This is a genomic window from Cyclobacterium sp. SYSU L10401 (assembly GCF_010993705.1).
GTDB lineage: Bacteria > Bacteroidota > Bacteroidia > Cytophagales > Cyclobacteriaceae > Cyclobacterium.
In genome coordinates this window covers 88,618-101,177 of record NZ_WOFO01000003.1, presented here as the reverse complement: position 1 = coordinate 101,177, position 12,560 = coordinate 88,618, and the positions used below count along the sequence as shown (strand labels likewise).

9 protein-coding genes and 1 tRNA gene are annotated in these 12,560 nt (G+C 42.9%); 6 read left to right on the top strand and 4 right to left on the bottom strand.

What is annotated here, in order from left to right:
* Positions 1 to 9: 9 nt before the first annotated feature.
* On the bottom strand, positions 10 to 957 hold the full coding sequence (locus GL182_RS08415) for an acetyl-CoA carboxylase carboxyltransferase subunit alpha (protein ID WP_163379226.1): 948 nt from the start codon (positions 955 to 957) through the stop codon (positions 10 to 12).
* A gap of 88 nt (positions 958 to 1,045) precedes the next feature.
* Positions 1,046 to 1,699, bottom strand: coding sequence for an ABC transporter ATP-binding protein (locus GL182_RS08410; protein WP_163379225.1), 654 nt, complete (start codon positions 1,697 to 1,699; stop codon positions 1,046 to 1,048).
* Positions 1,700 to 1,947: 248 nt separating this feature from the next.
* On the opposite strand from GL182_RS08410, the gene sucC reads away from it, so the two are divergent.
* Together sucC and GL182_RS08400 are read left to right on the top strand one after the other, a co-directional pair.
* A complete protein-coding gene (gene sucC / locus GL182_RS08405) occupies positions 1,948 to 3,162 on the top strand; it encodes an ADP-forming succinate--CoA ligase subunit beta (protein ID WP_163379224.1) in 1,215 nt (404 codons plus the stop codon).
* A gap of 37 nt (positions 3,163 to 3,199) precedes the next feature.
* Positions 3,200 to 3,273 (top strand) — tRNA-Arg (locus tag GL182_RS08400).
* A gap of 91 nt (positions 3,274 to 3,364) precedes the next feature.
* Here the strand turns inward: GL182_RS08400 and GL182_RS08395 are convergent.
* Positions 3,365 to 3,784, bottom strand: coding sequence for a hypothetical protein (locus tag GL182_RS08395; protein WP_163379223.1), 420 nt, complete (start codon positions 3,782 to 3,784; stop codon positions 3,365 to 3,367).
* 656 nt (positions 3,785 to 4,440) lie between these two features.
* Here GL182_RS08395 and GL182_RS08390 point away from each other — a divergent pair.
* From GL182_RS08390 to GL182_RS08380, 3 genes are all read left to right on the top strand, one after another.
* Positions 4,441 to 6,945, top strand: coding sequence for a M56 family metallopeptidase (locus GL182_RS08390; RefSeq protein ID WP_163379222.1), 2,505 nt, complete (start codon positions 4,441 to 4,443; stop codon positions 6,943 to 6,945).
* A 113-nt stretch (positions 6,946 to 7,058) separates the two neighbouring features.
* The gene (locus GL182_RS08385) at positions 7,059 to 8,267 is read left to right on the top strand and encodes an alpha/beta hydrolase family protein (protein WP_163379221.1); all 1,209 of its coding nucleotides are present in this window, start codon (positions 7,059 to 7,061) and stop codon (positions 8,265 to 8,267) included.
* Positions 8,260 to 9,387 carry a mannonate dehydratase gene (locus tag GL182_RS08380; RefSeq protein WP_163379220.1) on the top strand — a complete coding sequence of 376 codons (1,128 nt, stop codon included), beginning with the start codon at positions 8,260 to 8,262 and terminating at the stop codon, positions 9,385 to 9,387. The genes GL182_RS08385 and GL182_RS08380 overlap by 8 nt, the downstream gene beginning before the upstream one ends.
* Before the next feature lie 4 nt (positions 9,388 to 9,391).
* Here the strand turns inward: GL182_RS08380 and GL182_RS08375 are convergent, their stop codons facing one another.
* The gene (locus GL182_RS08375; protein WP_163379219.1) at positions 9,392 to 10,654 is read right to left on the bottom strand and encodes a hypothetical protein; all 1,263 of its coding nucleotides are present in this window, start codon (positions 10,652 to 10,654) and stop codon (positions 9,392 to 9,394) included.
* 301 nt (positions 10,655 to 10,955) lie between these two features.
* On the opposite strand from GL182_RS08375, the gene GL182_RS08370 reads away from it, so the two are divergent.
* Positions 10,956 to 12,506: a neutral/alkaline non-lysosomal ceramidase N-terminal domain-containing protein gene (locus tag GL182_RS08370; protein ID WP_163379218.1), complete on the top strand. Its 1,551-nt coding sequence runs from the start codon at positions 10,956 to 10,958 to the stop codon at positions 12,504 to 12,506.
* Positions 12,507 to 12,560 lie beyond the last annotated feature (54 nt).

The following is a 12,560-nucleotide window of genomic DNA, read 5'->3' as shown; positions in this document are numbered from 1 at the left end:
CCACCTACATTATTCATTAACGATCCCCATGACACAGAATTTATCAATGCGCTTTTCTATGCGCTTATCGGGTTTCATTTTATCCAACTCAGCCAGGGCATCAATAATCTGATTTTTAATTCTAACGGCCATATCCTGCATGTTTCTGTGGGCACCCCCCAAAGGTTCTTCAATGATGGCATCTATAAGTCCATTTTCCTGCATGTCAGGTCCCGTGAGCTTCAGCGCTTCTGCAGCCTGCTCTTTATAATCCCAGCTCCTCCATAAAATAGATGAACAGGACTCAGGAGAAATCACAGAATACCAGGTATTTTCCAACATATACACTTTATCCCCTATGGCTATTCCCAATGCGCCTCCTGATGCTCCTTCTCCGATAATGATACAGATAACAGGAACTTTCAGTTTAAACATCTCCCTTAGGTTTTTGGCAATGGCCTCTCCTTGCCCCCGCTCCTCTGCCTCTATTCCTGGAAAAGCACCCGGAGTATCGATAAGGGTAATAATGGGCTTGTTAAACTTTTCGGCCATTTTCATCAGCCTTAGTGCTTTCCGGTACCCCTCTGGATTGGCCATACCGAAATTCCTTTCCTGCCTTTGTTTGGTATTCCTGCCTTTTTGCTGTCCGATAAACATGACTGTCCTACCGTTGATATCACCCAAACCTCCGATCATGGCTTTGTCATCCTTCACGGTACGGTCTCCAAATAATTCGATAAAATCATTGGTCATTTCATAAATGTAATCCAAAGCATAGGGCCTGTCGCCATGTCGGGAAAGCTGTACCCGCTGCCATCGGGTAAGGTTATGAAAGGTTTCTTTTTTTAAGACCTGAAGTTTTTCTTCCAGGGATTGTATATCTGCAGATAGATCTATGTTTTTCCCTTTCGCCAAGTGTATCATTTCTTGAATCTTATGCTCCAGATCAGCTATTGGTTTTTCAAATTCTAATACCATAAAGTGCATTTTTAAAGACGCAAAGTTAATTATTAATTTTTGATTCCCTGCCCAACCTTCTCCAAAGATACCAAAGCAGGCCTTCTCATCAGGTTAAAATCCTTCCATCTTCCATGGTTAACATCCTATCCGACATACCTGCCAGGTTTTGATTGTGGGTTACGATTATGAAAGACTGGCCAAATTCATCCCTTAATTTGAAAAACAGCTCATGTAAGGCCTGGGCATTTTGAGTATCCAGATTTCCACTGGGTTCATCCGCAAAAATCATGTCAGGATTATTCACCAGAGCCCGGGCCACAGCTACGCGTTGTTGTTCACCTCCTGAAAGTGCGGATGGCTTATGAGAAAGCCTGGATGATATTCCCAGCAATGAAGCAAGCTCCTTAGTCCTGTTTCTGAGAAAAGCCTCAGATTTTTTGCCAATGAGCCCGGGAATCCAGATGTTTTCCTCTGCAGTAAATTCAGGCAATAAATTATGAAATTGGAAAATGAAACCTACCCGATCATTCCGGAAGGAAGCCAATTTATCTCCATTGAGCTTCAGGATGTCTAAGCCATCCACTTCCAGATTTCCTGAATCAGCTTTATCCAGGGTGCCCAATATGTGAAGCAAGGTACTCTTTCCGGCACCTGAGGCACCTACTATGGATACAATTTCACTTTCCTGTATGGCAACATCCACCCCTTTTAATACATGGAGATCACCGTAAAATTTTTGAAGTGATTGAGCAGTAAGCATAATGAGTGGTCAAATTAAGGAGTTTACCCAAACCCCTGTATCTGGTAAAATTAATCAAAATTTTAAAAAATAAGGTAATTTAAACGGTTAAGGCATTTTTATTCAGTTATAACCCTGGTTTATAAAGTAATAAGCTATTTCATCAATGCCTTAAATTGGCAAAGATCACATGAATCGCCAAAAAGCAATCCTTAAATCTTGAATTATCGGACAATTGACATTAACTTCGGGCAAAAATTTTGATCAGAATGAATATACACGAATATCAAGCCAAGGAAGTTTTAAAATCTTACGGAGTTAAAATTCAGGAAGGAATTGTTGCCGAAAGCCCTGAAGCCGCCGCTGAAGCTGCAAAAAAACTGAATGAGGAAACAGGAACTTCCTGGTATGTTCTGAAAGCCCAGATCCATGCCGGTGGCAGGGGTAAAGGAGAGATCAAAGAAACCGGCTCCAGAGGAGTAGTTTTGGCCAAATCTCTGGATGAAGTCCCTGAAAAAGCAGGGAAAATATTGAATGGCACCCTGGTAACCATTCAAACCGGGGAGGATGGTAAGTTCGTTAAAAAAATTCTGGTGGCACAGGATGTGTATTATCCAGGCAAATCAGAACCAAAAGAATATTATCTATCTATTTTGTTAGACCGGGCCACCGGAAGCAATGTAATCATGGCTTCCACCGAAGGAGGAGTAGACATTGAAGAAGTGGCCGAGCACAATCCGGAAAAGATTATCAAGGAATGGGTAGATCCATCCCTGGGCATACAACCTTACCAGGCAAGGAAAGTGGCTTTCCAACTCGGTCTCGAAGGCAATGCTTTTAAAGAAATGGTCAAGTTTATCATGGCCCTGTATGCTGCGTATGACGCTACTGATGCCTCACAATTTGAAATCAACCCGGTATTAAAAACCTCAGATGACCAGATTTTGGCAGTAGATGCCAAGGTTAATCTGGATGACAATGCACTTTTCAGGAACAAAAAACTTTCAGAAATGCGAGATCTTGACGAAGAAGATCCGCTGGAAGTGGAGGCTGGAGAATCAGGACTCAATTATGTGAAATTAGACGGTAACGTAGGCTGTATGGTCAATGGTGCTGGCCTGGCCATGGCTACCATGGACATGATCAAGCTATCAGGAGGGGAGCCTGCCAACTTTCTGGATGTAGGTGGAGGAGCCAATGCGCAGACCGTAGAAGCAGGATTCAGGATCATATTAAAAGACCCCAAGGTAAAAGCCATTCTTATCAATGTCTTTGGAGGAATCGTAAGGTGTGACAGAATCGCCACAGGTGTGGTGGAAGCCTACAAGTCTATTGGAGATATTCAGGTTCCTATTATCGTAAGGCTGCAAGGTACCAATGCTGAAGAAGGGGCTAAAATCATAGACGAGTCGGGTTTAAAAGTTACTTCTGCCATTACCTTAAAAGAAGCAGCAGAAAAAGTTCAAAATGTACTGAAAGGCTGAATTAAATTTACTATTTTTGCGGCATAATTGCTTGCAGGCACCCGTAGTTCAACTGGATAGAATATCGGATTTCGGCTCCGAGGGTTGAGGGTTCGAATCCTTCCGGGTGTACAAAAAAGCCCCCTAATATAATTAGGGGGCTTTTTTTTGCCAGGCCCTTCTGGATCAAAACAAAAAAGATCCAAAAGTAGTAGCAGCTATATCAAGACTCCTTGATCCACTTGAATAAGGTCTGGTAGGTAACACCATTCTCCTTACTGAATTCAGCCTTGGTTTTTCCTTCAGCTTCCGCCTTTTTCCAGGCACTAAGAATATTGGCCTTTTCCTGGCTGGAATACGTTCTTCGTCCTCTACCTGTAGCCTTTTCTCCCTTACTATCCAATCCATATATAAACTGGACTAGCGCAATAAATTTAGAGGCTTCAGCTTTTGAATGTAAGCCCAGTTCCCCGAGATCTGCCAGAGCTGTATCTTTTACATTTCTGGTTACAAAGGGATGTTTTCCTTTTTTGTGAGCTTCATCTATGGAATGAAATACATTGCCATCAGCGTCTTCCATATATACGACAGTGTCCGTTTTGGAAAGATCTGAATGCTTGTTTAAAAACTCCTGAATTGACATAAAATATTAAATTAAGATTTATTGGATGAATTAATTTCTAAAGTTGTCAAAGATACTAATTATATAAATAAATTTTTACAAATACTATACCAAATATGTTATATGTCAATTGTTAATTCTTTTTAATGAAGAAAATAAGATTGGCTATTAAGAAAAGTTATTTAGAAAAAGCAGATATGACGCGTGACGAGATCGTTACATACAAGGATAATTATTAAAGTTCAGAGATTTCTTGTCTGCCAGGCAGTCAGGCATTCGAGCTAAGAAAAACAAAAAATAAACCCTTGAATGATTATTCTCTACTATCTATTAAATAAACTACCAGGTAATTTCAGGGAAGTTTACGGAGATTTCATTTCCCCAAACCTCAGGTGCATATTTATGCCAAAGCCTGGCTAAATCGTTCTGATCTTTGAGAAATTTTTCAAAAAGAGGAAAATGCGTTTGGAAATTAAAAACTAAATGGTTAAGTTTATTTGCAAGTAATTGCGGCGGCTGGAGTAGATCCTAAAAAGATCACCTTCATCCTTGAGCTTAATCAATGAGGAAATTCAACAGGAGGGGATTGACTTTAAAGGTATCACCTTGTTTCAAATATCATACTACCAATAGAGTTGAAATTTAACCCAATTTCCAAACAGTCAAATTAAATTTATATGGCCAATTTGATCAATTACATCTGGCAAAGTACATTTTGTCTCGCTTTTTTCTACGGGTTGTACTGGGTATTCCTAAAAAATGAAAAGACGTTTTTATTAAACCGGTTTTATTTATTGCTCAGTCCGCTCTTAGCCTTAGCTTTTCCTTTGGTAAAAATCCAGGTGCCTTTTGATAAACCAAGCATTTCTCTTGAGAATACTGCGTTTTTAAAAGCTATACAAACTGATCAAAATAAGGAGATCATCGGTACCTTTGGGCTTCCTGAAGTTACCGTTACCGGAAGTAAATTGCCTTTACTTTGGGAAATAACAGATTACCTCCTATTTGGATATCTTATCGTTTTATTAGCTTTATTATCCAACTTGATCTGGCAATATTTTCAGTTGAGACTATTATTGGAAAAAGGGTGGTATCAAACCAAATATATTTTAAAAGACAATTACTTTAAGGTACCTACCTTTGGTATGGCTCCAGTCTTTTCCTTTTTTGATAAGATTTTTTGGGATGAAAATGAACACCTGAGTGAGAAGGAAAAAACACAAATCATACAACATGAGCTGGAACATGTCAAACAAAAGCACACCTATGATGTGCTTTATTATCAATTTCTCAGCATCCTGGTTTGGTTTAACCCCATGATACATTTAATGCGGTTTGCCCTGATAGACTTACATGAATATCAGGCAGATGCAAGGGTATTGAAAGAAACAGTCAATAAGGAATCATATCCCAGATTATTGGTAAAAATGGCTTTTAAGGGAATAGACCTGCCAATTGGCAATTACTTTATCCGTTCTACAACTTTAAAGAGAATCATGATGATGAAAAAACCCCATAAAATCAATCGGTTAAAATTGCTCATGCTGCTCCCATTGATGCTCATGCTTTTTGGATTGGTATCCATGAAAACCAACAAGGGAATTACCCTGCTCAATCAGGTAAAAACCCAACCAATGCAATTTTTAAAGAACCAGATATTGGCTGCCCAGGATTCCATTCAGGTTGGTATCAAGATTAAAAATCTAAAAAACCCCATCCATTACGAAAGCATTGGCATATTGGATAACCAGCAGCTGGTTGCCCAATTAGGAGAACTCTCCTATGAATTTACAGGAATACATAATGAAAGCGACTATCAAAGGATACTGCAATTAATTGAATCTTTAAGAAATAATTCCACCCTGGTAAAAAAGTATGAAAATGCACATGCTTTCGATGAAGTGGAAAAAAGACCTGAGCCATCGACAGGTTGGGAAAGCTGGTACAATTACCTGCAACTTCAAATTCCCCGGCAGCAGCATCAATCTCAGGCAGCATCAGGACCTGTAGTACTGGAATTTATCGTTGACCAGGAAGGTAAAATCACGCACCCCGTCATTAAGAAAAGCTTGATTGAACCTATAGACCAACAACTACTGACGGCTTTAGAAAGCGAGCATGCCCCCCAATGGAATCCCGGTCAGCATAATGGGGAATCTGTGGCGGTAGTAGTCCATACCCACCTGTATGTTTCCCCTACCCAAACTGTCAGACACGTGGCAAATCACCCAACCACAACACCTGCCTCAAAGCCCCAGAAGTTGCCTGCGACCACCAGCTTTAATACAAGAAACCTTCTTTCCAATAGTTTTTTCCTGGACGGTAGTATGGCAAGCAAGGATACAAACGACTTGAAATCAGGGGCCATCGCCATGGGTCAAGCTGCCATGAAATACCTGGCACAGCATCTTACTTTTCCCTTTGGGGATAGCAACACCGATCACATAGGCACTGTTTTGGTTCAACTAAGAGCAGATAAGACGGGAAAGGTAACCGACTATCATATACTAGAAAGCCCATCACCGGCCACCCAGGACATCCTGCTTGAGGTGCTGAAAGATTTGCCTGCATTGGAACCTGTCAAATCCAAAAATGAATACCTGGTCTTGTTGCCGGTTACTTTCCAGCTTCGTGGGAAAGAACAGTCCCTTCCTCCGTCCCAAAAGGAAAAGTATGGAGAGGAGGTTACCGTAAACGGCTACATGGGTGGTGGCAAAAGTAAATTCAGACCCGAACTTCCGCCTTTGACCCAAAAGCTTCCCCTGAGGATCATCAATAAAGACTATATCAATTTTAATGGGGTTACGCTTCCCTTGAATATCGGACTTACCCAAGTTATCGCCAGTATGATCAGGTACCATCAATGGGAACCGGAAAAGGTAGAAGTTGTCTTTTATGCCTCTGAAGGGGTGAAAATGGGAACTGTACAAGAAGTCCAAAAGGCCTTGAAGGAAAATGGGATGAATAAAATAAGTTATGCTGAGCCCCAACAGTCTGAAACAATTGATTCCACCAAGGATCCTTTATACATCCTGGATGGTGTGATTCAAACTGATCAGCATTTCCTAAGCCAAACCAAACCGGAAAACATTGAATCCGTTTCAGTTTTGAAGAGTAATCAGGTCAATTTGTACGGGGAAAAAGCCAAAAACGGTGTGATTTTAATTACCACCAAAAAATAATATTACCAAAAGCTTTATTTCGCTAGACCCTGTCAAATTACGGGAAATACTTTCCTCTAATTTGGCAGGTTTTTTTATATTGCACGTCATATAGACCCAACATTTTGAAACCTATGTATTGTAAAGCTTTTCTTGCCCTTAGCCTTCTAACTTTCCATTTCTCCGGCACCTTTGCCCAGGAGGAATTCAATTACGACGAGTCCAGGGTTCCGGAATATTCCCTTCCCGATCTATTTGTATCACAGCAGGGTGCGGTTATTTCATCTATTCAGGATTGGGAACACCAAAGAAGAGAAGAGATACTGCGCCTGTTTGAGGATCATGTATACGGACAAGTTCCGGAAAGCATGGATGATCTCAGCTTCAGCCTTGCTTCCGAAGACAAGGAAGCCATGGAAGGAAAGGCGCATTTAAAGGAAATTGACATCCGGGTGCAACGCAATGGGCAATCAATCACCATGAGGCTTATTCTTTTTATTCCCAATATGGCTCCCAAACCAACTCCTGTATTTCTTTTGATCAATCACCGTGATCCGGAGAATATTGACCCCACACGCAAAGTAAAAATGGGATTTTGGCCTGCGGAGAACATCATCGAAAGGGGGTTTGCAGCTGCTACTTTTCATGTGAAGGATGTCTCCGACGACAACAACGATACCTTCCAGGAAGATATCCTTCAAACCTTGTACCCTGAACAGCTCACAATGGAAAATGGAATGAGGGGTCTGGGTGCCTGGGCATGGGGTGCCATGAGGGCCATGGACTATTTTGAAACAGATCCTCAAATTGATGCCAAAAAAGCAGCTGTAGTCGGGCATTCCAGAGGTGGGAAAGCTTCCCTCTGGACCGGAGCTCAGGATACCCGATGGGCCATTACCATATCCAATGATTCCGGTTGTGGCGGTGCAGCCTTGTCCAGAAGGAGGTTTGGAGAAACAGTCAGGCGCATCAATACCAATTTTCCCTATTGGTTTACTGATAATTTCGACCGGTACAATGACCGGGAAGAGCTGCTACCCCTGGATCAGCACATGCTTATTGCTGCTACAGCTCCCAGAGCAGTATACGTAGCCAGCGCATCCGAGGATCAATGGGCAGACCCCAAAGGGGAGTACCTTTCCCTGCTTCTGGGCACAAGGGTACACCGTGAGATTTATCAGATGGATGGTACCTTACCCTCCGGTCTGCCGGAAGTGGAATCTCCGCTGCATTTACCCTATGCAGGACATCATATCCGGGAAGGCAAACACAATCTCACGCCCTATGATTGGGAGCGGTACATGGATTTCGCAAGTCAGCTTTATGGATTAGCCCATGAGTAGCGACAGAAGGAGGTTCCTGAAAAAAGCCGGTGGTTTGGCCGGAATAGGTCTTACTGGTCCGTTAAGTTTTTCCCCAAGGCAAGTAGCCCAAACGGAAGGATACCTGAGAGACCTGGGCATGAAACTTTGCCTGGCGTATTTTTGGGGCATAGAGGAACAAAAAACAGCCCTGGCCAGACAAATGGATGTATTGGGCGCGGTGGGAGGAATCAATCCCGGAATGGCCGGCTTAAACCAACAAAAACCCTGGTCAAGGGAAGTGATCAAAGGAGTAAAGAAAGCCTGGGAAAAAGAAGGCCTTGCCTTAACGGTCATCGAAGGTCCTCCTTCTTTGGGAACGAAGACAAAATTAGGCCTTCAAGGAAGAGATGAGGAAATTTCCAATTTCATAACTTTGATGAAAAACCTTTCCCTGGAAGGGATTGATACCATTTGTTACAATTGGATGCCGGTCATTAGTTGGGCGAGAACGGTGATGGACAGACCCGGCAGGGGTGGTGCCCTGGTGAGTGCATTTGATGTGGAAGACATAAGGGATAAGCCCAGGATCACTACTTATGGTGAATTGACTCATGACCAGATGTGGGAAAACCTCCAGTACTTTTTGGATGCGGTTGTTCCGGAAGCTGAAAAATATGAAATTAAATTGGCACTCCACCCGGATGATCCACCAGTCTCGCATATTCAGGGAATTCCGAGAATCATGACATCCGTAGATGCCTTCAAACGCTTATTGGACATGTATCCCAGCTTTTTTAATGGCATTACCTTTTGTCAGGGAAGTTTTGCCTCTATGGGTAATTTGAGCAGTGGTGTGGATATACCTGCTGCCATTCGGTATTTTGGAAATAAGCATTCCATCCATTTTGTACATTTCAGGGATGTGAAAGGGGATAAAAACAATTTTGAGGAGACCTTTCATGATGAAGGGAAAACCGATATGTATGCCGCCATGAAAGCCTTATATGACATCAAATTCAAGGGTCCCATCCGTCCGGATCATGTACCCACCATGGCAGGAGATAGCAATGAAAAACCAGGGTACAGTACCATTGGAACACTATATGCCATAGGGTACATCAGGGGATTGATGGAAGGAGTAGGAAAAAGCCATGTATGAGCCATCAGGTGCCTACAATATCTGAGATATCCAGGTAGTACATCTGCCTGCTGCCTTCATGGGTGGAATCAAAAAACACCCGCTTACCTTGCTGATCACAGCGGGGATGCAGGTCACAGCGCCACTCTCCGGTAAAACGCCCGGGAGAATGAAATTTTCCTAATATGACCTTTTTATCGCTGGGTATGTGGTAAAGGTAAAGGGTAATGTTTCTGTCTTTGTCCGGATAGGTATCATTCAACACCCATTCCTCCTGGGTATGGGGCACATAGGTATTGTGTCCATTTCTATTCATGGACTCCTCCCCAATGAGTTCCATTTCTTGCGTTTTGTCCCTGAGCAACCAAAATCCTGCTTGTTTACCAATAGGTTTGGTCCAGACAAAAATATGGCTTGGGTCCTTCCACACAAAATGAGAGGAGTTTCCTGAAGGGTCGGCTATATAAAGATCATCGCCATTTGTATCCACGGTAATCATCCGGGTGACAAAGCCGGTTCTGGCCATGACTTGATTTTCAAGTATTTCAGGCCGCCACCGGTGTAAAAACAGCAAACGCCGGGAATCAGGGCTAACCAGAAGGTGGTTAAACCAATGATAATTGTCCGTGACCTGGCTTCCCAAATGGGGTCGGGAAGCCAGGTCTTCCAAACTCAGAAGATGGGTAGTATCTCCGGTTTTTAAATCCATGGTGTAAAGTCCTATTCCGTCTGGCGCTTTTATTTGTTGATAAGGGTCCGGTATCCCTGCATAGCCATATCCCGGTCGCAAGTGCTGTATCCTGTTAAAGGCAGTTCCTACGGCAAAGGAGCCGTTGGGTGCCAGGGCATAGATGGGTTGAGGGAGGGTGCGCATGCGCTCTTGTCCAACATGAAACACCCGGCTTACATACCTACCTTTTTCCATGTCATTCCAGATCACCTCCTGTGAAGATCCCGGGATCCATTGCAACATGCAGGATTGTTGCCAACTCCAGGCACCTGACTCCCCAATCTTTTTCCAGTGGTTGTCATTTTCCAGGTCAATCAATCCTACTTCCAGTTTATCCGTCACTCGGGGAGATCGCCCTTCAAATTCCACCCTGCAACCCAAAGCATATCGGCCTGTGGGATCCACCTGCCATTTGTCATAATAACCAAACCAATGGCCTTCCGGACCTTTGGTTATGGGTACAGGTTCTTTGAAAGATGGAGAAGATATCCATTTTGGGGCATAGCGCACTGACAAGGACATCAGCAAGCCGGATTTTACAAATTTTCTTCTATTCATTAATGTCTGAAATATTTTGGGTCAAGGTTAAAGTCAGCATAATTGGAGTATTGACGGTTTAAACTCCCCCATCTACTATCCTTTATATAAATAGGCTAAAACGATTAAAACCCATAAATGGAATGGCGTATGGATCGGTTTAATTGTTTTATCTAACGAATTTTTAACTATATTAATGAATTGAAAAGAAAATTAAAAGTTTTGATCCTCTCCCCTTTCATTGAAACTAAAAAAAATGAGTATCCATATTTTATTCAAAACCAATTTGATGAAACGGAGGTATCAGGAATAAACTCTATCAATGAAAACAGGAATTAAATACACCTTGTCCATTATTGCATTTTGCCTGCTGGTACTGCTTATTTACGGAGCTTACCAGTTCAGGGACAGGCATAAAGGATATCAGCTGGACCTTTCCATTAAAAATAAGCAGGTTGCCAACCTGCATGCCGGTTTTGCCAAAATAGATATCAGTCCGGTAAACTTTGATACCTGGACCGATGCCAATGGAGATGCGAGATTCAATGAGGCTGATGGGGATAAGTACAACGATCTCAACAAAAATGGGAAATTTGATCCCATCTGGATAGCAGGTTTCCACCAAAATAAACCTGCGAGCGGTATAAACGATCCCTTATGGGCAAGGAGTATGGTTTTGGATGATGGCCACACCAAATTAGGTCTTTGTGTCATTGATATGATTGGCTTTGGCAATGATGAAGTCATCAGCCTCAGAAAAAAGCTCTTGAAAATAACCGATCTGGACCACCTGATCATCAGTAGTACCCATGTTCACTCTTCCCCTGACATGATGGGCATGTGGGGACCGGGGCCTTTTACAAGAGGAGTAAATAAGGGATACCAGCAGGAGGTTTTTGATGGGATAGAAAAGGCTGTTCTTTCCGCCTGCCAAAACCTTAAGCCTGCCAAACTTAAATTTGCTATCAATGAGCAGGACGCTTCCCATTTGGTGGGTGATAGCCGGGAACCAATAGTGTTGGATGCCGGCATCCGCCTGATGCAGGTGGTGGAAATAGAATCGGAAAAAACCCTCGGAATGCTGCTGAATTGGGGCAATCATCCCGAAACCCTTTGGTCTGATAACACCCTGATCAGTTCTGATTTTCCACATTACTGGAGGCACTACATGGAGGAGGGTATTCAATTGGAAGATTCCGTTGTACATCAGGGACTAGGTGGTGTGGCGATCTTTCTAAACGGTGCCCTGGGTGGCTTAATGACCACCCGCCCAAATGATCCGATAACCGACCCTTTTTCTGGGGAAACGATCCAAGCCGCCTCGGTTCAAAAGATTGATGCCCAGGGAAAGTCTCTGGCCAAAATCACTTTTGAAACCATGGCCAGGGGGATGGACAGCATTTCTGAAGGTTCCCTTTCCCTAAGGGCCAAAACGGTAACCTTGCCAATGAGCAACAAGTTATTCAGATTGGCAGCTTTTGTGGGCGTTTTTGACCGGGGTTTTGTCCAATGGGGAAAGGTCAGGTCGGAGGTCAATGCCTGGAAAATTGGCCCTGCTTCTTTTGTTCATATTCCCGGTGAGCTTTATCCTGAAATATTAAATGGTGGAGTAGCCTCCCCGAATGGGGGTGATTTTGGAATTGAACCGGTAGAAGTACCGGCAATCAGGAGTCAAATGCCCGGTAAATATCGTTTTTTTAGTGGCATGTCGAATGATATGATCGGTTATATTGTCCCAAAAAGTCAGTGGGATGAATCCCCACCTTTCACCTATGGAAGGGACAAAGCCCCATACGGAGAAATCAACTCTCTGGGGCCGGAAACGGCTCCCATTTTGCATCGCACAACCCTTGAAATACTGAATGACCTCTAAAAGCCATTGAACTCAACGCAGAAAAAAATACACGTTAAACCCATATAATCAATT